Genomic DNA, 23516 nt, shown 5'->3' with positions numbered 1-23516 from the left:
AATTACATCCACTACAACCATATCATCACAAGTGGTCAGACCTCCTACAAGACAGGGAGCATTTCTCTATGATGATTTTGAGTATTGTTGCAACCGTTGTTTTACTCGGTGCGCTCTTCTATCACCGAATCAATCTGCTGCTGAGCAGCGCGATTTTGCTTGTCTGGACCGCCGCACTCGGCGCTGCGGGGCTGTGGAATATCTGGCTGCTGATTCCGCTGGCGATCGTTTTACTGCCGTTTAACCTTGCGCCGATGCGTAAATCCATGATTTCAGTCCCGGCGTTCCGCGCTTTCCGTAAGGTCATGCCGCCGATGTCGCGCACCGAGAAAGAAGCGATTGACGCTGGCACAACCTGGTGGGAAGGCGATCTGTTCCGCGGCAACCCCGACTGGCAGAAACTGCACAACTATCCGCAGCCGCGCCTCACCGCTGAAGAACAAGCCTTTATTGACGGCCCGGTCGAAGAAGCCTGCCGTATGGCGAACGACTTCGAAATTACCCACGAGATGGCCGATCTGCCGCCGGAGCTGTGGGCCTATCTGAAAGAGCATCGCTTCTTCGCGATGATCATTAAGAAAGAGTACGGCGGGCTGGAATTCTCCGCCTACGCGCAGGCTCGCGTCCTGCAAAAGCTATCGGGCGTCTCCGGGATCCTGGCGATTACCGTCGGCGTGCCGAACTCATTAGGCCCGGGCGAGCTGCTGCAGCATTACGGTACAGAAGAACAGAAAAACCACTATTTGCCGCGCCTGGCTCGCGGCCAGGAGATCCCGTGCTTCGCGCTGACCAGCCCGGAAGCGGGTTCAGATGCCGGCGCCATTCCGGATACCGGCGTCGTCTGCATGGGCGAATGGCAGGGCCAGCAGGTGCTGGGTATGCGCCTGACCTGGAACAAACGCTATATCACCCTTGCGCCTATCGCCACCGTACTGGGGCTGGCGTTTAAACTCTCCGATCCAGACCGCCTGCTGGGTGGAGAAGAGGAGCTGGGCATCACCTGCGCGCTCATCCCCACCAGCACCCCCGGCGTTGAAATCGGGCGTCGCCATTTCCCGCTGAACGTTCCGTTCCAGAACGGCCCGACCCAGGGGAAAGATATTTTCGTTCCTATCGATTACATTATTGGCGGCCCGTCGATGGCCGGCCAGGGCTGGCGGATGCTGGTTGAGTGTTTATCCGTGGGACGCGGCATCACCCTGCCGTCAAACGCTACCGGCGGCCTGAAATCCGTCGCCATGGCTACCGGCGCCTACGCGCACATTCGCCGCCAGTTCAAAATCTCTATCGGTAAAATGGAAGGGATCGAAGAACCGCTGGCGCGTATCGCAGGCAACGCCTACGTAATGGATGCCGCCGCCTCGCTGATTACCTACGGCATTATGCTTGGCGAAAAACCAGCGGTACTGTCGGCAATTGTGAAGTATCACTGTACTCACCGTGGTCAGCGTTCCATTATTGACGCAATGGATATTACCGGCGGTAAGGGCATTATGCTCGGCACCGGAAACTTCCTGGCGCGGGCCTATCAGGGCGCGCCGATCGCCATCACCGTTGAAGGGGCGAATATCCTGACCCGCAGCATGATGATCTTCGGCCAGGGTGCGATTCGTTGCCATCCGTACGTGCTGGATGAAATGGCGGCCGCGCAGAATAACGACGTTAACGCTTTCGATAAGCTGCTGTTTAAACACATCGGGCACGTGGGCAGCAATAAGGTACGCAGTTTCTGGCTGGGCCTGACCCGCGGTCTCACCAGCAGCTCGCCGACCCGCGATGCCACTCGTCGCTACTATCAACATATGAACCGACTGAGCGCCAACCTGGCTCTGCTGTCCGATGTCTCAATGGCGGTACTGGGCGGTAGTCTGAAGCGTCGTGAAAGAATTTCTGCGCGTCTGGGAGATGTGCTGAGCCAGCTCTACCTGGCGTCGGCGGTCCTGAAACGCTATGACGATGAGGGGCGTAACGAAGCGGACTTACCGCTGGTTCACTGGGGGGTGCAGGATGCGCTGTATCAGGCCGAGCAGGCGATTGACGATCTGTTGGTGAACTTCCCGAATCGTCTGGTCGCTGGGGCGCTTCGCGTGGCAATCTTCCCGACCGGACGTCATTACCTGGCGCCTTCAGACAAGCTGGATCATAAGGTAGCGAAAATCCTGCAGGTTCCGAGCGCGACGCGTTCGCGTATCGGCCGCGGTCAGTATCTGACGCCGAGCGAGCATAATCCGGTTGGCCTGCTGGAAGAAGCGCTGCTTGATGTTATGGCAGCAGACCCTATCCACCAGCGCCTGTGCAAAGAGCTGGGCAAGAATCTGTCGTTTACGCGTCTTGATGAACTGGCCCGCAACGCGCTGGCAAAAGGGTTAATCAATCAGGACGAGGCGGACATCCTGGTCCGTGCGGAAACCAGCCGACTGCGCAGCATTAACGTCGACGATTTCGCCCCGGATGAACTGGCGACCCGCCCGGTAAAGCTGCCGGAGAAAGTGCGCAAGATCGAAGCGGCTTAAAAACAAAAAAATAAACCCATCACGATCGAGGCGGGGACTTCCCCGCCTCTCTTTTTTCTGACAATTCAGCGGAAGGTATTTCCAGGGCTGTCATTCTTTTACAAAATATTCCCTGAGCCGTCCATCGGCTGATATGGTGTTAAAGTCATTATAATTCCTCTCATCATACTGGAGTTCACCACCGTGCCCGGACTGAAAATTACCCTTTTACAACAACCGCTGGTGTGGATGGACGGTCCCGCCAACCTGCGCCATTTCGATCGTCAACTGGAAGGGATTACCGGGCGTGACCTCATTGTTTTACCCGAAATGTTCACCACCGGTTTCGCGATGGAAGCAGCAAAACAGTCGCTGTCGCAAGAGGAAGTGGTAGCCTGGATGGAGGCTAAAGCCGACCAAACCAACGCGCTGATTGCCGGTAGCGCCGCGCTGCAAACGGACCGTGGTCCGGTTAACCGCTTCTTGCTGGTTGAGCCCGGCGGTAAAATCCATTTCTATGACAAACGCCACCTGTTTCGCATGGCGGATGAACATCATCATTACGCAGCGGGTAACGAGCGGGTCATTTTTGCCTGGCGCGGCTGGAGAATTCTGCCGCTGGTATGCTACGACCTGCGCTTCCCCGTGTGGTCACGCAACCATAACGACTACGATTTAGCGCTGTATGTTGCCAACTGGCCCGCCCCGCGCTCAATGCACTGGCAGTCGCTGCTGGTCGCCAGAGCTATCGAAAATCAGGCTTATGTTGCCGGATGCAATCGCGTCGGCACCGATGGCAACGGACACCATTACCGGGGCGATAGTCGGATAATCACGCCGCAGGGTGAGATTATCGCGACGGCCGAACCGCATCAGGCGACTCGCCTGGATGCTGAGCTTTCGCTGACGTCGCTAAAAGAGTATCGCGAGAAGTTTCCGGCCTGGCAGGACGCTGATCCCTTCACGCTCAGCTAAAGCCAGACTGGCAGGGGAGCCCAGGCTCCCTTTTTATGCCTCAAACCAGCGCTATCCCGCCCGCTCGCCCCAAAGCCCTGCAGGTAAACGCCCGCAGCGCGGAACGAGAATATGAATGCTGTTAACGCCAGGCTCGCGGGCAAACGTTGTCAGACCGGCGCGACGGATGGCTGGCGAAGACGGGGAAGAGAATGTGTTCTGCAGGCTAAAACGACGAAAGCCTGAATCATTGCTGATTCAGGCTTTCTGAATAGTGGCGGAACGGACGGGACTCGAACCCGCGACCCCCTGCGTGACAGGCAGGTATTCTAACCGACTGAACTACCGCTCCACTTACTGTTCCCTTGGGAACGAGGCGAATATTACGGATTCCCCTCTACTCCGTCAACGCTTTTTCTTCATTTTTGAATCGCTTGCTGCAAAAATCACCCAACAGACTATTTTTAGCGCGTTTATGGGTAAATCAGGCCCGCCACAGGCAGCTTCCGCCTTTCTTTTGCACCAGATCGAGCCGCGACTCGTGGTTCATCAGCTCTTCATCAGAGGCGTAAACCACCCGTAATTTGCTGGCGGCGCGCACAACGCGTTGAATGCCCATTTCTCCGGCCTGCTGCTGCCCTTCCCCTTCCATTGAGAAAGCCATCGTCGTCTGGCCACCGGTCATCATCAGATAAACGTCGGCCAGAATCTGGGCATCGAGCAACGCCCCGTGCAGCGTTCGCTTGCTGTTGTCTATTTCATAACGTGAACAGAGGGCATCAAGGCTGTTACGCTTGCCCGGGAACATTTTACGCGCCAGGGCCAGGCTATCGGTCACCTTACAAAAGGTATCCGTCTTCGGAATTCCGCGATTTAGCTTAGCAAATTCATAGTCCATAAAGCCGATATCGAACGATGCGTTATGGATGACCAGCTCCGCGCCGCGGATATAGTCGAGAAACTCATCGACCACATCACCAAACGCGGGCTTATCCATCAGGAATTCGTCCGCAATACCGTGGACGCCAAACGCTTCAGGATCCACCAGCCGGTCCGGCTTTAAATAGACGTGGAAGTTGTTTCCGGTCAGGCGGCGGTTGATCACCTCCACCGCACCGATTTCAATTATCTTGTGCCCTTCATAGTGCGCACCAATCTGATTCATACCGGTGGTTTCGGTATCGAGAACGATCTGTCGCGTAATTGCAGTGCTCATAGCGGTCATTTATGTCAGACTTACCGTTTTACGTATCGATTTCAATTACAGGAAGTCTACCAGAGATGCTCAAACAGGTAGAAATTTTCACCGATGGTTCTTGCCTGGGAAATCCAGGTCCTGGCGGCTACGGTGCGATTTTACGCTATCGCGGGAAGGAAAAAACTTTTAGCGAAGGCTTTAACCTTACAACGAACAACCGCATGGAGATGATGGCCGCCATCGTCGCCCTGGAAGCGCTGAAAGAACATTGTGAAGTGATCCTCAGTACCGACAGCCAGTATGTGCGTCAGGGGATTACGCAGTGGATCCACAACTGGAAAAAACGCGGCTGGAAAACGGCCGACAAGAAACCGGTAAAAAATGTCGATCTCTGGCAGCGCCTGGACGCCGCGCTGGGTCAACACAAGATAAAATGGGAATGGGTTAAAGGCCATGCCGGACATCCGGAAAACGAACGTTGCGACGAACTGGCGCGCGCGGCAGCATCTAACCCAACCCGGGACGACATCGGTTATCAGGCAGAAAGTTAATTCTGCCCCTTGCGCCACTGACGCGTGGCGCCTACCGCCTGCGGTATCCGTTTTTTTGCTTTGCCCGATTTCATCGGGTTTAGCGTCAATGGGATAGTGCGTTTACGGGCAACAATGAGCTGCAGACATCCCAACGCCGGTAGATGCGTGCTGAGCATTTTCCCCCCGTGGCGCGACCAGGGAAGGACCTGATAGCCCCCGTAGTGCATAACTTCAAAATTCAGCAACCCCAGCCAGTCCATCTGACGCGTTAAGGTGAACATGCGGCTGTTATAGGGGGGCTTATTGCGTAACACCGGCACCAGTTTACGTAACCCCATCAGGCTTACAGGATTAAAACTGGTTAAAATTATCCAGCCATCGTCAATCAGCACCCGGTCCGCTTCCCGCAGCAGTCGATGCGGATCGCTGCACCACGGTAAGGTATGCGCCAGCAGGCAGGCATCTACCGACTTTTCGGCAAAAGGCAAATGCAGCGGATCGGCCTTTACCTGCACAGGATTCCCCTGCAAAGAGACATTCACCTGATGGGAAATCGCGCAGGCTTCGGTATTGATTTCCGCGCTCAGATTGCCAATCTTAAGTAAATGAAAGCCATATAATTTAGCGAGCCACGGTTTCATCTGCCGTTCCAGCGATTCGCGGTAGTATTCGCCCCACGGCATGCTGGACCAGTGCTCTGGCGCTGTAACTGTATGAGGTATCCTTGCCGGCTTCATCGCAACCTTCCGCTACGCATTAGAGGTAATTTATGAATCTTATCAGTATTCCCGCATTTCAGGACAACTACATCTGGGTTCTTAGTGAAGATAGCGGGCGCTGCCTGATAGTCGATCCAGGAGAAGCCGCGCCCGTGCTCGCCGCCGTCGAACAAAACCGCTGGCAGCCGGAAGCTATCTTGTTGACGCATCACCACCGCGACCACATTGGCGGCGTTAAACAACTGCGGGAAAAATTCCCGAACCTGGTGGTTTACGGACCGGCAGAAACCCAGGATAAGGGCGCAACCCACGTCGTGAAGGACGGAGATAGCCTCACTGTTTTGGGCCGCGAATTTTCTATTTTTGCCACGCCAGGTCACACTTTAGGACACATCTGTTTCTACAGCGCACCTTATCTATTTTGTGGCGATACAATGTTTTCCGGCGGCTGCGGCAGACTATTCGAAGGGACCGCAGAGCAGATGTATCAATCATTTAAGAAGATTAGCGCCCTTCCTGACGAAACATTAATATGTTGCGCACATGAGTACACTTTAGCAAACATGAAGTTTGCAATAAGCATCCTTCCCCATGATAGGGAGATAAACGATTACTACCACAAAGTTAATGAGTTACGTGCAAAAAACCAAAAAACACTCCCCGTAACTCTGAAAAATGAGCGTCTTATTAATTTATTTCTTCGAACGGATGATGATGATTTAATTAAAGAAATAGACAAAGAAACAAATTTGCAACACTCTATTCAGCGATTTGCCTGGTTAAGGTCAAAGAAAGACGACTTCTGATATTTAATTCTTGTCTTCAGACGACTTCACCGTTATCCTTGCTCGTCTTTTAAGCAACTATTGACACACACATGAAGGCACGAGCGATTTTACTCGCCTCTGTCCTGCTGGTGGGGTGCCAGGCGTCTAAGAACGATGGCACCGTACAACAGCACGCACAGAGCCTTTCTGCAGCGAGTCAAGGGGAAGCAAGCAAGTTCACAAGTCGAGCGCGCTGGTTAGATGATGGAACCTTCTACGCGCAAGACCAGGATCTGTGGACTTCAATAGGCGACGAGCTAAAGATGGGAATTCCGGAAAACGTCCGGATTCGCGAACAAAAACAGAAGTACTTAAGAAATAAGAGCTATCTCCACGATGTAACTTTACGGGCAGAGCCGTATATGTACTGGATAGCCGGGCAAGTTAAGAAACGTAACATGCCAATGGAACTGGTATTACTACCCATAGTGGAGAGCGCTTTTGACCCGCACGCAACGTCTGGCGCCAATGCCGCAGGCATTTGGCAGATCATTCCGAGCACCGGGCGCAATTATGGTTTGAAACAGACCCGCAGTTACGATGCGCGTCGTGACATCGTTGCCTCAACCACGGCAGCGTTAAACATGATGCAACGTCTGAACAAAATGTTCGACGGCGACTGGTTGTTAACCGTCGCTGCCTATAACAGCGGCGAAGGTCGGGTAATGAAGGCTATCAAAGCGAACAAATCACGGGGTAAACCCACCGATTTCTGGTCGCTGTCATTACCACAGGAAACCAAAATATACGTACCAAAAATGCTGGCCCTGAGCGATATTCTCAAGAACAGCAAGCGGTATGGCGTAAGGTTGCCGACAGCAGACGAAAGCCGTGCCCTGGCGCGTGTACGTCTCGACAGTCCGGTTGAGATTTCACAGCTAGCGGATATGGCAGGAATGCCCGTCAGCAAGCTGAAAACGTTCAATGCAGGCGTTAAGGGGTCGACTCTGGGCGCGAACGGGCCGAATTACGTACTGGTACCGCAGAAGCATGCGGCGCAGCTGCGTGAGTCTTTGGCCTCCGGTGATATTGCCGCCGTGCAGCCGACGCTGCTGGCTGATAACAAGCCGTTGACCAGCCGCAGCTACCAGGTGCGCTCCGGTGACACCATCTCCGGTATTGCATCGCGTCTCGGCGTATCAACGAAAGATCTGCAGCAGTGGAACGGTATTCGCGGTTCTAACCTGAAGGTCGGTCAGAATCTGGTGATTGGCGCAGGCAGCAGCGCTGAACGTCTGGCAAACAATAGCGATAGCATTACCTATCGCGTGCGTAAGGGCGACTCTTTGTCGAGCATTGCGAAACGCCATGGCGTGAACATTCGCGATGTGATGCGCTGGAACAGCGATACCGGCAACCTGAAACCTGGCGATCAGCTGACGCTGTTTGTGAAAAACAGCGACAGACCGGAATCCTGATGATTCAGCAGGCATTAAAAAAGGCACCCATGCGGTGCCTTTTGTTTTATCTCTGCGTTAGATGGCCTTATGGGCCTCAAACATAATCGTATCGCTGGTGAAAGAACCATCCTGCTGCAATGCAAAATAGGCTTTGACCTCCGCCGATGCGCTCTCCTGGTATAAACGAATCGCTTCCGTCAGCGCCTCTGGCGTCCGCATCCGCGCGACCCAGGAGCTGAACTCCAGAGGCAGGCGATCGGTCAGCAGATGATTTATCACCAAACCGGCCTCACTCGCCATTGTCAGCCATTCGCCGCTGGAGTAGTTGCGAACATGGGAGGTATCGCGCAGCGCCTCAACCGTCTGCAGCCAGACGTCGCGAACAGGATGGCCGGGCGACATCACATCCATAATAATCATCACTCCGCCCGGTTTCAGCACCCGCTTCACTTCACGCAATGCCTGGCCAACATCATGCCAGTGATGCGCAGAATAACGGCTGATCGCGACATCAAAGCTGGCATCAGCGAAAGGCAAAGATTCGGCATAGCCCTGCTGCGTGGCAATATTAGCAAAACCTTTATCCCTTGCGGCCTGAGCCACCACCTCCAGCATCTGGCTGGATAAATCATATGCCGTTACCTGGGCAACCTGCCCTGCCGCCGCAAAGCTGGCGTGTCCGGCACCGCATCCCATATCCAGCACGTGGGCCTGAGGGAAGTCCGCCAGCCGTTCGGCCAGTCGCTGCAGATCGCGCCCTGAAGCGTGTACGGCACTGCTCAGGTAGGCGCTGGCCTGTGAGCCAAACTGTTTTTCGACGTTGTCATGATGAGAGCGTGTTGTCATTGCATTGTCCTTCGGTTTTTTGAGTAATAAAGGCAGCACCATGCATACGCAGGCCTGCCCCATGGCAGGCCTGACATACCTTAATTAATCAGGCTTGCCGGGACTGAATTCAACTAGTAGCGGGTTGTGGTCGGACGCGCGGGTCACCAGCACGGAAGCATCGTGCACGCTTAACCCCCGGTAGAACACAAAATCAAGCGGGCGGCCAAAAGTACGGCGGCGCTGATCGTCAGAGAAGCGGACTTCGCGCAGCGACATTTCACGCGCAAAGCGATACAAAGCGTTCATTCGCGGACGACTCCAGGCGTTAAAGTCACCCGCCATTATCACCGGCCCGCTGTGATGGGCAATCTGGTCGCCAATCGGCAGCAGCTGCTTGCTGTAGACATCCACGCCAAGACTAAAGTTGACCGCGTGGATATTCACCACCATCAGCAGCCGGGTATCCGGTAACGGGTAAACGGTGACCAACGCTGACTTTGCCAGCCGCAGGATAGGCTCGCGCTCGCGCAGTGGGCAGCAGTAAATGGGGTGGGCGGAAGCTAACGTCATCACGCCGGAAGGATGCTGCGGAAGTACCAGTGCCGGAACCTGGTCAGCGGCCAGATAATTGGAGGTGGCGAATTTCACTAACTCAGGCGTGGTTTGCGCTTCCTGTAATAACACCAGGTGCGCATCTTTACCGAAATTATTAAGCACGGATTTCCACTCTGCGCGCTGCTGTTTAAAGATGTTCCACACCAGCACGCGGATTTTCTCATCCGAACTTAACGGTACCCCGGCCGGAAAAGCCGGAGTCATGCCAGCAAACGACCCCGGAGGTAAGATTCTCTCCGCGGGTTGTCCGGCGACGTAGCGCATGGCATAGGTATTCTTTCGCAATTTAGGCATCAAACCTCGATAACAGGAAACCAGCCCGAGACTGCAGCTGGTCCTTCTGTTATAGGGATTTTTGTATACACTTTCAATGCAATTTGCCAGAAACCTTTATCCTTCTACGGAAAGAACCGTAGCACAGCGCTGAGGCTTATCGAGCCGGCCGCTAAGAACCACCAGCAACAGCGCGACCAGAACTATCAGCGCGCCAATCCAGGGCGTCTGATCCAGACCATAATGTTCTACCGTCTGCCCACCAATCACCGATCCTAAGGCAATCCCGATGTTAAAGGCGGCAATATTCAGGCCTGAGGCAACGTCAACCGCGCCTGGAGTATACTGCTCCGCTTTCTGCACAACGTATACCTGCAGACCCGGAACGTTACCGAATGCGAAGATGCCCATCACCAGTACCGTCGCCAGCGCCGCATACTGAATGCTGGCCGTAAACTGAAAGATCAGCAGTAAAGCAACCAGGGCGGCAAAAATCAGCTTCAGCGCGGGCACGGCGCCATGCTTATCCGCCAGCTTTCCGCCCCATACGTTGCCCACCGCTACAGAAACACCGTAGCCCAGGAGGATCCAGCTAACGGCCGCCGGGCTAAATCCGGCAAGATCCTGCATCATCGGCGCCAGGAAGGTAAAAGCGGTGAATACGCCGCCATATCCCAAAGCCGTAATGGCATAGATTATCAGTAAACGGGGATGAGTCAGAACCTGGAGCTGGGCGCGCAAACCGGCGCTGACACGACCGGGAATGTTATTCGGCACCAGGATAAGGCTGCTCATTAACGCGATTACGCCAAGGATCGACACGGCAAGGAACGTCTCGCGCCAGCCAAAGTGTTGGCCGATAAAGGTGCCCAATGGTACGCCGGTCACCAGCGCAACGGTCAGACCGCCAAACATAATCGCAATCGCCGAAGCCGCTTTCTCTTTCGGGACCAGGCTGGTCGCAATTGTCGATCCGATCGAAAAGAATACCCCGTGCGCCAGTCCCGTCAGCAGGCGTGCCAGAACCAGAGTTTCATAACCCGGCGCCTGCCAGGCCAGCAGGTTACCGGCGGTAAACAGCGCCATTAACGCCAGCAGCAGTTGCTTACGCGGCATACGCCCGGTCAGCGCGGTGAGCACCGGGGCGCCAATCGCCACGCCGAGCGCATAGATAGAAACCAACAGCCCCGCAGAGGGTAGCGAAATAGCAAGTTGTTCTGCAATGGTGGGCACCAGGCCCACAATGACAAATTCGGTCGTGCCAATAGCAAAGGCACCGATAGTTAAGGCAAGTAGCGCCAGCGGCATAATGTACTCCGTATCAACATGATTAAGATGACACGTAGTATGAAGAGATGCTTTAATAACAAAAATAGCCAAAGTATCAATAGAATTTTGCCACAGGTGCAATAATGAGAGCTACCTCAGAAGAAATCGCCATTTTTGTCGCCGTGGTCGAGAGCGGCAGCTTTAGCCGTGCAGCGGAACAGCTAGGTCAGGCCAATTCCGCCGTCAGCCGGGCGGTGAAAAAGCTGGAATCAAAGCTCGGCGTGAGCCTGCTTAACCGTACGACCCGTCAGCTAAGCCTGACCGAAGAAGGAGAGCGTTATTTCCGTCGCATGCAGGTTGTGCTTCAGGAGATGGCCGCTGCCGAAAATGAACTTCTGGAGAGTCGTACGACGCCAAGAGGACTATTACGGGTTGATGCCGCGACGCCGGTGATACTGCATTTCCTGATGCCGTTGATAAGACCCTTCCGCGAGCGTTATCCAGAGATGAGCCTTACGCTGGTCTCGTCCGAAACCTTTATCAATCTGATTGAGCGGAAAGTTGACGTCGCGATCCGCGCCGGCACGCTGACCGATTCCAGCCTGCGCGCCAGGCCATTGTTTAATAGCTACCGCAAAATAATCGCTTCACCGGACTATCTCGCTCGCCATGGAACGCCGCAAAGCGTCGCTGAGCTAAAAAATCATCAATGCCTCGGTTTTAGCGAACCTGCTTCATTGAATACCTGGCCAGTCTCCTGCTGCGATGGCCAGCTGCTGGAAATCGAAAGCGAGATATCTTCCAATAGCGGAGAAACGCTCAAGCAGCTGTGCCTGGCCGGTAACGGAATCGCCTGTCTGTCGGACTATATGGTGGATAAGGAAATTGCTGAAGGGGCGTTTGTCGAGCTGCTGGCTGATAAACGGCTGCCGGTTGAAATGCCGTTTAGCGCGGTTTACTACAGCGACAGAGCCGTAAGCACGCGGATCAGAGCCTTTATCGACTTTCTTAGCGAACATGTAAAACAGCTCCCGAAGGAGCTGTAAGAGGGTTGTAGAGTACAGAGGGGGATTAGATTAGTCCCATTCAGGCGCCAGACCGTCCGGGCTAACCAGACGATCGTTGCAGTCCAGGGCGGCGATCGCCTGGCGATCGTCTTCATCAAGCTGCAGATCCTGAGCTTTAAGGTTGCTTGCCAGGTTTTCGCGCCGCGTCGAAGACGGAATTACCGCATAACCTTCGCCCATTGCCCAGGCCAGGATAACCTGTGCCGGCGTGGCATTATGTTTCGTCGCAATACGTGCAATCACTTCATCTTTCAGCGCCTTACCGTAGGCCAGCGTCATGTAAGAGGTGATATGAATATCGTGTTCACGCGCCCAATCAACCACTTTGCGGTTCTGCAGGTACGGAGAGAGTTCAACCTGGTTGGTTGCAATATTCTCTGCGCCAACGGCGGCAATTGCCCGCTCCATCAGCGGAATGGTGAAGTTAGAAATACCAATCTGACGGGTCAACCCCTGCTTTTTCGCTTCCAGCAGCGCGGCCATAAACTCCTCGACGGCAACGGCATCGTTTGGCGACGGCCAGTGGATTAACGTCAGGTCGACATAGTCAGTCCGCAGCTTCAGCAGGCTCTCTTTCAGGCTGGCGATCAGCTTGTCTTTGCTGAGATTTTCAATCCAGATCTTGGTGGTGATGAACAGTTCATCGCGCGCAACGCCGCTTTCAGCAATAGCCTGACCCACAGCAGCTTCATTATCATAGATTTGCGCGGTATCAATGGTGCGATAGCCCAGCTCAAGCGCCGTTTTTACAGATGCAATAACCACGTCATCTTTCAGACGGAAGGTCCCAAGGCCAAATGCAGGGATTGTCATGATTTTCCTCTTTATTCATTCATATCGGTTAACGAGGGTAATTATGACCAACGAGAGGATTGAGAAAAAGAGCGCTAAACGCAGAGGATTTTTGCTAAAACAGCAATAATAAAGCGACAGGCAAAGAAAAAGCCCTGAGCAAATGCTCAGGGCTTTTAATAAGTGGCGGAACGGACGGGACTCGAACCCGCGACCCCCTGCGTGACAGGCAGGTATTCTAACCGACTGAACTACCGCTCCACCGAATACTTCTGTAACCACCGGATTTATGCACCGGCTTACTACTTAATTTGATGCCTGGCAGTTCCCTACTCTCACATGGGGAGACCCCACACTACCATCGGCGCTACGGCGTTTCACTTCTGAGTTCGGCATGGGGTCAGGTGGGACCACCGCGCTAGTGCCGCCAGGCAAATTCTTTGTGCTCAGTACGCAATTCTTTATCGCATCAGCCGCGTTGCCCGCGCTCGTAAAGTCAGTCACATACTTCAGTATGCTCCTTCCTTTCCTTTGCTTGTCGCCTTGCTGCTGCGCAAATTATCGCGTACTCAACTCTGAATCTAAGCTGAAATTGTTGTCTTCTCAAATCCGCCAAAACATCTTCGGCGTTGTAAGGTTAAGCCTCACGGTTCATTAGTACCGGTTAGCTCAACGCATCGCTGCGCTTACACACCCGGCCTATCAACGTCGTCGTCTTCAACGTTCCTTCAGGACCCTTAAAGGGTCAGGGAGAACTCATCTCGGGGCAAGTTTCGTGCTTAGATGCTTTCAGCACTTATCTCTTCCGCATTTAGCTACCGGGCAATGCCATTGGCATGACAACCCGAACACCAGTGATGCGTCCACTCCGGTCCTCTCGTACTAGGAGCAGCCCCCCTCAATTCTCCAGCGCCCACGGCAGATAGGGACCGAACTGTCTCACGACGTTCTAAACCCAGCTCGCGTACCACTTTAAATGGCGAACAGCCATACCCTTGGGACCTACTTCAGCCCCAGGATGTGATGAGCCGACATCGAGGTGCCAAACACCGCCGTCGATATGAACTCTTGGGCGGTATCAGCCTGTTATCCCCGGAGTACCTTTTATCCGTTGAGCGATGGCCCTTCCATTCAGAACCACCGGATCACTATGACCTGCTTTCGCACCTGCTCGCGCCGTCACGCTAGCAGTCAAGCCAGCTTATGCCATTGCACTAACCTCCTGATGTCCGACCAGGATTAGCTGACCTTCGTGCTCCTCCGTTACTCTTTAGGAGGAGACCGCCCCAGTCAAACTACCCACCAGACACTGTCCGCAACCCGGATTACGGGCCCACGTTAGAACACCAGCCATTAAAGGGTGGTATTTCAAGGATGGCTCCATGCAGACTGGCGTCCACACTTCAAAGCCTCCCACCTATCCTACACATCAAGGACCAGTGTTCAGTGTCAAGCTATAGTAAAGGTTCACGGGGTCTTTCCGTCTTGCCGCGGGTACACTGCATCTTCACAGCGAGTTCAATTTCACTGAGTCTCGGGTGGAGACAGCCTGGCCATCATTACGCCATTCGTGCAGGTCGGAACTTACCCGACAAGGAATTTCGCTACCTTAGGACCGTTATAGTTACGGCCGCCGTTTACCGGGGCTTCGATCAAGAGCTTCTCCTTACGGATAACCCCATCAATTAACCTTCCGGCACCGGGCAGGCGTCACACCGTATACGTCCACTTTCGTGTTTGCACAGTGCTGTGTTTTTAATAAACAGTTGCAGCCAGCTGGTATCTTCGACTGATTTCAGCTCCACGAGCAAGTCGCTTCACCTACCATCAGCGTGCCTTCTCCCGAAGTTACGGCACCATTTTGCCTAGTTCCTTCACCCGAGTTCTCTCAAGCGCCTTGGTATTCTCTACCTGACCACCTGTGTCGGTTTGGGGTACGATTTGATGTTACCTGATGCTTAGAGGCTTTTCCTGGAAGCAGGGCATTTGTCACTTCAGCACCGTAGTGCCTCGTCATCACACCTCAGCGTTAGTGACGTTCCGGATTTACCTGGAACATCCGCCTACATGCTTAAACCGGGACAACCGTCGCCCGGCCAACATAGCCTTCTCCGTCCCCCCTTCGCAGTAACACCGAGTACAGGAATATTAACCTGTTTCCCATCGACTACGCCTTTCGGCCTCGCCTTAGGGGTCGACTCACCCTGCCCCGATTAACGTTGGACAGGAACCCTTGGTCTTCCGGCGTGCGGGTTTTTCACCCGCATTATCGTTACTTATGTCAGCATTCGCACTTCTGATACCTCCAGCAACCCTCACAGGCCACCTTCAACGGCTTACAGAACGCTCCCCTACCCAACAACACATAGTGTCGCTGCCGCAGCTTCGGTGCATGGTTTAGCCCCGTTACATCTTCCGCGCAGGCCGACTCGACCAGTGAGCTATTACGCTTTCTTTAAATGATGGCTGCTTCTAAGCCAACATCCTGGCTGTCTGGGCCTTCCCACATCGTTTCCCACTTAACCATGACTTTGGGACCTTAGCTGGCGGTCTGGGTTGTTTCCCTCTTCACGACGGACGTTAGCACCCGCCGTGTGTCTCCCGTGATAACATTCTTCGGTATTCGTAGTTTGCATCGGGTTGGTAAGTCGGGATGACCCCCTAGCCGAAACAGTGCTCTACCCCCGAAGATGAATTCACGAGGCGCTACCTAAATAGCTTTCGGGGAGAACCAGCTATCTCCCGGTTTGATTGGCCTTTCACCCCCAGCCACAAGTCATCCGCTAATTTTTCAACATTAGTCGGTTCGGTCCTCCAGTTAGTGTTACCCAACCTTCAACCTGCCCATGGCTAGATCACCGGGTTTCGGGTCTATACCCTGCAACTTAACGCCCAGTTAAGACTCGGTTTCCCTGCGGCTCCCCTATACGGTTAACCTTGCTACAGAATATAAGTCGCTGACCCATTATACAAAAGGTACGCAGTCACCCAACTAGTGGGCTCCTACTGCTTGTACGTACACGGTTTCAGGTTCTTTTTCACTCCCCTCGCCGGGGTTCTTTTCGCCTTTCCCTCACGGTACTGGTTCACTATCGGTCAGTCAGGAGTATTTAGCCTTGGAGGATGGTCCCCCCATATTCAGACAGGATACCACGTGTCCCGCCCTACTCTTCGAGTTCACAACCTGTGCGTTTTAGTGTACGGGAGTATCACCCTGTACCCTGCGACTTTCCAGACGCTTCCACTAACACACAAGCTGATTCAGACTCCGGGCTGCTCCCCGTTCGCTCGCCGCTACTGGGGGAATCTCGGTTGATTTCTTTTCCTCGGGGTACTTAGATGTTTCAGTTCCCCCGGTTCGCCTCGTTTGACTATGTATTCATCAAACGATAGTGCAACGAATTGCACTGGGTTTCCCCATTCGGACATCGCCGGCTGTAACGGTTCATATCACCTTACCGACGCTTTTCGCAGATTAGCACGTCCTTCATCGCCTCTGACTGCCAGGGCATCCACCGTGTACGCTTAGTCGCTTAACCTCACAACCCGAAGATGTTTCGTAAAACATCATCGTGTCGCGAAAATTTGAGAGACTCGAACACACTTAAACAGTGTGTCGTTTCAATTTTCAGCTTGATCCAGATTTTTAAAGAGCAAAACTTCGCAGTGAACCTTTTCAGGTACACTCTGAAGTTTTCTTGTGTTGTGCAGTAAAGATGGTGGAGCTATGCGGGATCGAACCGCAGACCTCCTGCGTGCAAAGCAGGCGCTCTCCCAGCTGAGCTATAGCCCCATCGTAGTTAATCTCATTTACCGTAATTCGATTCCGGGCAAGGCGTGGAAGAACGAAGCATACTGAAGTATGCGAGTTATTTCACAACGCAGCACGGGAGCGAATTTGGTAGGCCTGAGTGGACTTGAACCACCGACCTCACCCTTATCAGGGGTGCGCTCTAACCACCTGAGCTACAAGCCTGCAGAGATTTTTTACTGCTACATTTTCATCAGACAATCTGTGTGGACACTACAAAGGCAGGTTCTTTAAGGTAAGGAGGTGATCCAACCGCAGGTTCCCCTACGGTTACCTTGTTACGACTTCACCCCAGTCATGAATCACAAAGTGGTAAGCGCCCTCCCGAAGGTTAAGCTACCTACTTCTTTTGCAACCCACTCCCATGGTGTGACGGGCGGTGTGTACAAGGCCCGGGAACGTATTCACCGTGGCATTCTGATCCACGATTACTAGCGATTCCGACTTCATGGAGTCGAGTTGCAGACTCCAATCCGGACTACGACATACTTTATGAGGTCCGCTTGCTCTCGCGAGGTCGCTTCTCTTTGTATATGCCATTGTAGCACGTGTGTAGCCCTACTCGTAAGGGCCATGATGACTTGACGTCATCCCTACCTTCCTCCAGTTTATCACTGGCAGTCTCCTTTGAGTTCCCGGCCGGACCGCTGGCAACAAAGGATAAGGGTTGCGCTCGTTGCGGGACTTAACCCAACATTTCACAACACGAGCTGACGACAGCCATGCAGCACCTGTCTCAGAGTTCCCGAAGGCACCAAAGCATCTCTGCTAAGTTCTCTGGATGTCAAGAGTAGGTAAGGTTCTTCGCGTTGCATCGAATTAAACCACATGCTCCACCGCTTGTGCGGGCCCCCGTCAATTCATTTGAGTTTTAACCTTGCGGCCGTACTCCCCAGGCGGTCGACTTAACGCGTTAGCTCCGGAAGCCACTCCTCAAGGGAACAACCTCCAAGTCGACATCGTTTACAGCGTGGACTACCAGGGTATCTAATCCTGTTTGCTCCCCACGCTTTCGCACCTGAGCGTCAGTCTTTGTCCAGGGGGCCGCCTTCGCCACCGGTATTCCTCCAGATCTCTACGCATTTCACCGCTACACCTGGAATTCTACCCCCCTCTACAAGACTCCAGCCTGCCAGTTTCGAATGCAGTTCCCAGGTTGAGCCCGGGGATTTCACATCCGACTTGACAGACCGCCTGCGTGCGCTTTACGCCCAGTAATTCCGATTAACGCTTGCACCCTCCGTATTACCGCGGCTGCTGGCACGGAGTTAGCCGGTGCTTCTTCTGCGGGTAACGTCAATCGACAAGGTTATTAACCTTATCGCCTTCCTCCCCGCTGAAAGTACTTTACAACCCGAAGGCCTTCTTCATACACGCGGCATGGCTGCATCAGGCTTGCGCCCATTGTGCAATATTCCCCACTGCTGCCTCCCGTAGGAGTCTGGACCGTGTCTCAGTTCCAGTGTGGCTGGTCATCCTCTCAGACCAGCTAGGGATCGTCGCCTAGGTGAGCCGTTACCCCACCTACTAGCTAATCCCATCTGGGCACATCTGATGGCAAGAGGCCCGAAGGTCCCCCTCTTTGGTCTTGCGACGTTATGCGGTATTAGCTACCGTTTCCAGTAGTTATCCCCCTCCATCAGGCAGTTTCCCAGACATTACTCACCCGTCCGCCACTCGTCACCCGAGAGCAAGCTCTCTGTGCTACCGTTCGACTTGCATGTGTTAGGCCTGCCGCCAGCGTTCAATCTGAGCCATGATCAAACTCTTCAATTTAAGTTTGATGCTCGTGAATTAAACTTCGTAATGAATTACGTATGTTCACTCAGAGACTTGGTATTCATTTTTCGTCTTGCGACGTTAAGAATCCATGTCACTTTGAGTGCCCACACAGATTGTCTGATAAATTGTTAAAGAGCAGTGCAACGCGGCTTTCGCTCACCGTTGCGAGGTGGCGTATATTACGCTTTCCTCTTTCAGAGTCAACCCGTTATTTCAGGATTTTTTCTCTTCAACCGACCCGGTTGTTTGTGAAGTGATTCACATCTGCCGTGTCAGTGGGAGCGCATTATAGGGAGTTATTCGGCGGTGACAAGCGGTAAAATGCAATTTTATTTCAACCGCTCACCTTTTATACATAACGCTTATTTTTGCTGCTTTTTGATAGCATCCGGCAGGTCTGCCAGGCTATTAAGTACCCAATCAGCGGCACTTTCGGCTTCTGGGGTCACCGGCTTGCCGGTGCGCACTAATACTTTCGTGCCGACATTGGCCGCCAGAGCTGCCTGCATATCTTCGACTTTATCGCCAACCATAAAGGAAGCCGCCATATCAATATGCAGATAGTCGCGCGCCGAAATCAGCATCCCCGGATGCGGCTTGCGGCAGTCGCAGGTCTGGCGAAACTCTTCAACAGTTCCCTGCGGGTGGTGCGGACAATAATAGATGCCATCCAGGTCAACGCCGCGATCGGCCAGCGACCAGTCCATCCACTCCGTCAGCGTTTCAAACTGCTCTTCAGTAAACTTACCGCGGGCGATACCGGACTGGTTGGTCACCAGCACCAGCGCGTAGCCCATCTCCTTTAATTGACGCATTGCGTCAATGACGCCATCGATAAATTCAAAGTTGTCGATTTCATGGACATAGCCGTGATCGACATTAATCGTGCCATCACGGTCAAGAAAAATTGCGGGTACTGACATTGCCACCGGTTTGCTCCTGATAAAGGCTAATGCGCGTAGTATCGCATGTTTCCGGACGCAAGAAAGTGCTCATTATACAGAGTCAGATTGATTTAGACGTCTGGATGCCTTAACATCCATTTCATTGACAGGCATCGCCTGGACACGGCAGAAGAAAATGCCACGGCAAACGGCTAAACGATAATAAATAACTGATGATTAAACTTTCGAATATTACCAAAGTGTTCCAGCAGGGAAATCGCAGCATACAGGCGCTGAACGATGTCAGCCTGCATGTCCCCGCCGGGCAAATTTATGGCGTCATCGGCGCTTCCGGCGCGGGTAAAAGTACGTTAATCCGCTGCGTTAACCTGCTCGAACGTCCAACGCAGGGCAGCGTACAGGTGGGCGGCCAGGAACTAACGGCGCTGTCAGAAAAAGAGCTCACTCGCGCTCGTCGCCAGATTGGCATGATCTTCCAGCACTTTAACCTGCTTGCCTCACGCACCGTATTCGGCAACGTGGCGTTGCCTCTGGAGCTGGATAATACGCCGAAAGATGAAATCAAGCGCCGGGTGACCGAGCTGCTCGATCTCGTCGGTCTGGGGGATAAACACGATAGCTATCCGGCAAATCTCTCCGGCGGTCAAAAACAGCGCGTGGCCATCGCCCGTGCGCTGGCGAGCAATCCAAAAGTCCTGCTCTGCGACGAAGCCACCAGCGCTCTGGACCCGGCCACTACGCGTTCAATTCTGGAACTGCTGAAAGATATCAACCGTCGCCTGGGCCTGACGATTTTGCTGATTACCCATGAAATGGATGTCGTCAAACGCATTTGCGATTGCGTTGCCGTTATCAGCAACGGCCAGCTGATTGAACAGGATACGGTGAGTGAGGTCTTCTCTCATCCCAAAACCCCGCTGGCGCAACAGTTTATTCAGTCAACGCTGCACCTTGATATCCCGGATGATTATCAGGCCCGCCTTAAACCTGAAGCGCTTCCCGATAGCGTGCCCATGCTGCGCATGGAGTTTACGGGTCACTCCGTTGATGCCCCGCTTCTTTCTGAGACTGCCCGTCGTTTTAATGTGAATAACAACATTATTAGCGCGCAGATGGATTACGCGGGCGGCGTGAAGTTCGGCATTATGCTCACTGAGATGCACGGCACGCAGGAAGATACCCAGGCCGCAATCGCCTGGCTACAGGAACACCATGTAAAAGTAGAGGTACTGGGATATGTCTGAACCAATGATTTGGCTGCTGGTTCGCGGCGTATGGGAAACGCTGGCCATGACGTTTGTCTCCGGCTTCTTCGGTTTTGTTCTCGGCCTGCCGGTCGGCGTGCTGCTGTACGTCACCCGTCCGGGGCAAATTGTCGCTAATGCGAAGCTCTACCGCACGCTTTCGGCGGTGGTGAATATTTTCCGCTCGATTCCTTTTATTATCCTGCTGGTGTGGATGATCCCATTCACTCGCGTGATCGTTGGCACGTCGATTGGCCTGCAGGCGGCTATCGTTCCGCTGACGGTCGGCGCTGCGCCGTTCATCGCCCGTATGGTGGAAAACGCCCTGCTGGAGATCCCCACCGGCCTTATCGAAGCATCCCGCGCCATGGGCGCAACGCCGATGCAGATCGTGCGTAAGGTTCTGCTGCCGGAAGCGCTGCCGGGCCTGGTGAATGCGGCAACCATCACGCTCATTACGCTGGTCGGCTATTCCGCGATGGGCGGCGCCGTCGGTGCCGGTGGTCTCGGGCAGATTGGCTATCAGTACGGTTATATCGGCTACAATGCAACGGTAATGAATACCGTACTGGTGCTGCTGGTTATTCTGGTGTACTTAATCCAATTCTCAGGCGATCGTATCGTCCGGGCTGTGACTCACAAATAACATTACACACAATACAGAATCTTACAGGAAGGAAATAACATGGCCTTTAATTTCAAAACCTTTGCGGCAGTCGGCGCGTTAATCGGTTCTCTGGCTCTGGTGGGTTGCGGTCAGGACGAAAAAGATCCTAACCATATTAAAGTCGGCGTTATCGTCGGTGCGGAGCAGCAGGTTGCGGAAGTCGCGCAGAAAGTAGCAAAAGAAAAATACGGCCTTGATGTCGAACTGGTGACCTTCAACGACTACGTTCTGCCGAACGAAGCGCTGAGCAAAGGTGATATCGACGTTAACGCCTTCCAGCATAAACCGTATCTTGACCAGCAAATCAAAGATCGCGGCTACAAGCTGGTTTCCGTAGGTAACTCTTTTGTTTACCCGATTGCGGGTTATTCGAAAAAAATCAAATCGCTGGACGAACTGCAGCCGGGCTCTCAGGTTGCGATTCCTAACGATCCCACCAACCTTGGCCGCTCTCTGCTGCTGCTGCAACAGGTTGGCCTGATCAAACTGAAAGAAGGCGTTGGTCTGCTGCCAACCTCTCTGGATATTATTGAAAACCCGAAAAACCTGAAAATTGTTGAGCTGGAAGCCCCGCAGCTGCCGCGCTCTCTGGATGATGCGCAAATCGCTCTGGCGGTTATCAATACCACCTATGCCAGCCAGATTGGCTTAACGCCGGCAAAAGACGGTATTTTCGTGGAAGGTAAAGAGTCTCCGTACGTGAATCTGATTGTCGCTCGCGAAGACAACAAAGATGCGGAAAATGTTAAGAAATTTGTTCAAGCCTATCAGAGTGATGAAGTTTACGAAGCGGCTAACAAAATCTTTAACGGCGGTGCAGTGAAAGGCTGGTAATCTTTTCTCAGCGTAATATCATTCAGGACGGGCTTTATGCCCGTCTTGTCATTTATGCAAGCACCTGATTCAATAGCGCCCTGTTTTATTATTTATTGAGGAAATACTATGCGTGCTTTACCGGTCTGTTTGTTAGCACTCATGTTAAGCGGTTGTTCTATGCTAAGCAGATCTCCCGTCGAGCCTGTACAAAGCACCGTAACCCCGCCTGCCAAATCGGAACCGGCAAAACCGAAAGCGACGCGTCCGGCCCCGGTAAGAATCTATACCGATGCAACAGAATTGGTGGGTAAACCTTTCCGCGAACTCGGCGAAGTCACCGGTGAATCATGCCAGGCCTCGAATCAAGACTCTCCGCCCAATATCCCGACGGCGCGCAAGCGCATGCAGATTAACGCTGCAAAAATGAAAGCCAATGCCGTGCTGCTGCACCGCTGCGAAGTGACCAGCGGAACTCCGGGCTGCTACCGCCAGGCCGTCTGCCTTGGTTCAGCGCTTAACGTTACGGCGCAATGAGTGATTTTCAGTTTGCGCAGATAGGCGTTATTCGCTCGCCCTATAAAGAAAAATTTGCCGTCCCCCGCCAGCCTGGGCTGGTTAAAAACGGCGGCGGCGAATTACATCTTCTGCCCCCCTATAACCAGGCCGATGCCGTACGTGGCCTGGAAAACTTCAGCCATCTGTGGATCCTGTTTGTGTTTCATCAGACCATGGAAGGCGGCTGGCGCCCGACCGTGCGCCCTCCCCGTCTCGGCGGTAATGCGCGGATGGGCGTTTTCGCCACCCGTTCGACCTTTCGTCCTAATCCAATCGGTATGTCGCTGGTCGAGCTAAAAGGTATTCGCTGCCAGAAAGAACACGTCGCTCTGGAACTCGGTAGTCTGGACCTGGTGGATGGTACGCCGGTCGTGGACATCAAACCTTACCTGCCCTTTGCCGAAGCGCTGCCGGAAGCCAGCGCGAGCTACGCGCAGCAGGCACCGCAGGCGGAAGTGGCGGTGAGCTTCACGCCCGAAACAGAAGCCCGGCTTTTAGAACTGGAAAAGCGCTATCCCCGACTTAAGGTGTTTATTAGCGAAGTTCTGGCGCAAGATCCGCGCCCGGCATATCGTAAAGAAGAAGACCCGGGAAAGACCTACGCCGTCTGGCTGCTGGATTTTAACGTGCGCTGGCGGGTGATTTCGTCCGGTTTTGAAGTCTTTTCTCTCGAACCACGCTAATTTTATTTTCCTCTCTTTTGGCATCTTTGCCACACTGGTAAACTAAACCACTTTTTTGTGTCAGGCTGGCTCCCAGCCTGTATCGA

18 protein-coding genes, 4 tRNA genes and 3 rRNA genes are annotated in these 23516 nt (G+C 53.5%); 11 read left to right on the top strand and 14 right to left on the bottom strand.

Annotated features, from left to right (window positions below; translation table 11 throughout):
* Positions 1-68 precede the first annotated feature (68 nt).
* Positions 69-2513: an acyl-CoA dehydrogenase FadE gene (gene fadE, locus MKleb_RS05280; protein WP_014837468.1), complete on the top strand. Its 2445-nt coding sequence runs from the start codon at positions 69-71 to the stop codon at positions 2511-2513.
* A gap of 183 nt (positions 2514-2696) precedes the next feature.
* A complete protein-coding gene (locus MKleb_RS05275; protein ID WP_014837467.1) occupies positions 2697-3467 on the top strand; it encodes an amidohydrolase in 771 nt (256 codons plus the stop codon).
* Positions 3468-3721: 254 nt separating this feature from the next.
* Here MKleb_RS05275 and MKleb_RS05270 read toward each other — a convergent pair.
* Positions 3722-3798 (bottom strand) — tRNA-Asp (locus MKleb_RS05270).
* A gap of 132 nt (positions 3799-3930) precedes the next feature.
* Entirely contained in the window at positions 3931-4662 is a 732-nt protein-coding gene (dnaQ, locus tag MKleb_RS05265) for a DNA polymerase III subunit epsilon (protein ID WP_025108466.1), read from the bottom strand.
* A 65-nt stretch (positions 4663-4727) separates the two neighbouring features.
* Here dnaQ and rnhA point away from each other — a divergent pair, with 65 nt between their 5' ends.
* A complete protein-coding gene (gene rnhA, locus MKleb_RS05260; RefSeq protein ID WP_004129160.1) occupies positions 4728-5195 on the top strand; it encodes a ribonuclease HI in 468 nt (155 codons plus the stop codon).
* On the opposite strand, the gene MKleb_RS05255 is transcribed toward rnhA, so the two are convergent.
* Positions 5192-5914 (bottom strand): class I SAM-dependent methyltransferase, encoded by a 723-nt coding sequence (locus tag MKleb_RS05255; protein WP_004847912.1) that lies wholly within the window; start codon positions 5912-5914, stop codon positions 5192-5194. The two genes, rnhA and MKleb_RS05255, sit on opposite strands and share 4 nt — an antisense overlap.
* 32 nt (positions 5915-5946) lie before the next feature.
* Here MKleb_RS05255 and gloB point away from each other — a divergent pair, with 32 nt between their 5' ends.
* Entirely contained in the window at positions 5947-6702 is a 756-nt protein-coding gene (gene gloB, locus MKleb_RS05250) for a hydroxyacylglutathione hydrolase (RefSeq protein WP_025108465.1), read from the top strand.
* A gap of 71 nt (positions 6703-6773) precedes the next feature.
* Positions 6774-8141: a murein transglycosylase D gene (mltD, locus tag MKleb_RS05245; RefSeq protein ID WP_004129156.1), complete on the top strand. Its 1368-nt coding sequence runs from the start codon at positions 6774-6776 to the stop codon at positions 8139-8141.
* A gap of 57 nt (positions 8142-8198) precedes the next feature.
* Here mltD and MKleb_RS05240 read toward each other — a convergent pair whose 3' ends face one another.
* The 3 genes from MKleb_RS05240 to MKleb_RS05230 all read right to left on the bottom strand — a co-directional run bounded on the left by MKleb_RS05240 (position 8199) and on the right by MKleb_RS05230 (position 11147).
* Positions 8199-8969 (bottom strand): class I SAM-dependent methyltransferase, encoded by a 771-nt coding sequence (locus MKleb_RS05240; RefSeq protein WP_014228023.1) that lies wholly within the window; start codon positions 8967-8969, stop codon positions 8199-8201.
* Positions 8970-9053: 84 nt separating this feature from the next.
* Complete coding sequence (locus MKleb_RS05235) at positions 9054-9851, bottom strand: endonuclease/exonuclease/phosphatase family protein (protein WP_025108464.1); 798 nt, start codon at positions 9849-9851, stop codon at positions 9054-9056.
* 105 nt (positions 9852-9956) lie between these two features.
* Positions 9957-11147, bottom strand: coding sequence for an MFS transporter (locus MKleb_RS05230; protein ID WP_014228021.1), 1191 nt, complete (start codon positions 11145-11147; stop codon positions 9957-9959).
* Between the two features lie 104 nt (positions 11148-11251).
* Here MKleb_RS05230 and yafC point away from each other — a divergent pair, with 104 nt between their 5' ends.
* Positions 11252-12154 carry a DNA-binding transcriptional regulator YafC gene (gene yafC / locus MKleb_RS05225; RefSeq protein WP_025108462.1) on the top strand — a complete coding sequence of 301 codons (903 nt, stop codon included), beginning with the start codon at positions 11252-11254 and terminating at the stop codon, positions 12152-12154.
* Between the two features lie 30 nt (positions 12155-12184).
* Here yafC and dkgB read toward each other — a convergent pair whose 3' ends face one another.
* The 8 genes from dkgB to gmhB all read right to left on the bottom strand — a co-directional run bounded on the left by dkgB (position 12185) and on the right by gmhB (position 19489).
* On the bottom strand, positions 12185-12988 hold the full coding sequence (dkgB, locus tag MKleb_RS05220; protein ID WP_025108461.1) for a 2,5-didehydrogluconate reductase DkgB: 804 nt from the start codon (positions 12986-12988) through the stop codon (positions 12185-12187).
* A 163-nt stretch (positions 12989-13151) separates the two neighbouring features.
* Positions 13152-13228 (bottom strand) — tRNA-Asp (locus tag MKleb_RS05215).
* Positions 13229-13283: 55 nt separating this feature from the next.
* Positions 13284-13399 (bottom strand): 5S ribosomal RNA (gene rrf / locus MKleb_RS05210).
* A gap of 201 nt (positions 13400-13600) precedes the next feature.
* A 23S ribosomal RNA gene (locus MKleb_RS05205) occupies positions 13601-16506 on the bottom strand.
* Between the two features lie 178 nt (positions 16507-16684).
* Positions 16685-16760, bottom strand: a tRNA-Ala gene (locus tag MKleb_RS05200).
* A 106-nt stretch (positions 16761-16866) separates the two neighbouring features.
* A tRNA-Ile gene (locus MKleb_RS05195) sits at positions 16867-16943 on the bottom strand.
* Between the two features lie 71 nt (positions 16944-17014).
* Positions 17015-18554 (bottom strand): 16S ribosomal RNA (locus MKleb_RS05190).
* Together the 16S, 23S and 5S rRNA genes with 3 tRNA genes alongside form the textbook arrangement of a ribosomal RNA operon.
* A gap of 368 nt (positions 18555-18922) precedes the next feature.
* Positions 18923-19489 (bottom strand): D-glycero-beta-D-manno-heptose 1,7-bisphosphate 7-phosphatase, encoded by a 567-nt coding sequence (gene gmhB, locus MKleb_RS05185; protein ID WP_014837457.1) that lies wholly within the window; start codon positions 19487-19489, stop codon positions 18923-18925.
* A 188-nt stretch (positions 19490-19677) separates the two neighbouring features.
* Here gmhB and metN point away from each other — a divergent pair, with 188 nt between their 5' ends.
* From metN to tsaA, 5 genes are all read left to right on the top strand, one after another.
* Complete coding sequence (gene metN / locus MKleb_RS05180; protein ID WP_004098793.1) at positions 19678-20709, top strand: methionine ABC transporter ATP-binding protein MetN; 1032 nt, start codon at positions 19678-19680, stop codon at positions 20707-20709.
* Positions 20702-21355, top strand: coding sequence for a methionine ABC transporter permease MetI (locus tag MKleb_RS05175; protein WP_004098792.1), 654 nt, complete (start codon positions 20702-20704; stop codon positions 21353-21355). The genes metN and MKleb_RS05175 overlap by 8 nt, the downstream gene beginning before the upstream one ends.
* A 39-nt stretch (positions 21356-21394) precedes the next feature.
* On the top strand, positions 21395-22210 hold the full coding sequence (gene metQ / locus MKleb_RS05170; protein WP_004098791.1) for a methionine ABC transporter substrate-binding lipoprotein MetQ: 816 nt from the start codon (positions 21395-21397) through the stop codon (positions 22208-22210).
* A 108-nt stretch (positions 22211-22318) separates the two neighbouring features.
* The gene (gene rcsF / locus MKleb_RS05165; RefSeq protein ID WP_004098790.1) at positions 22319-22726 is read left to right on the top strand and encodes an Rcs stress response system protein RcsF; all 408 of its coding nucleotides are present in this window, start codon (positions 22319-22321) and stop codon (positions 22724-22726) included.
* Entirely contained in the window at positions 22723-23430 is a 708-nt protein-coding gene (gene tsaA / locus MKleb_RS05160) for a tRNA (N6-threonylcarbamoyladenosine(37)-N6)-methyltransferase TrmO (RefSeq protein WP_025107394.1), read from the top strand. The genes rcsF and tsaA overlap by 4 nt, the downstream gene beginning before the upstream one ends.
* The last annotated feature ends 86 nt before the right edge of the window (positions 23431-23516 follow it).

The organism is Klebsiella sp. PL-2018, from assembly GCF_019048985.1.
Taxonomy (GTDB): domain Bacteria; phylum Pseudomonadota; class Gammaproteobacteria; order Enterobacterales; family Enterobacteriaceae; genus Klebsiella; species Klebsiella michiganensis.
This window is presented reverse-complemented; position numbering and strand designations above follow the sequence as displayed.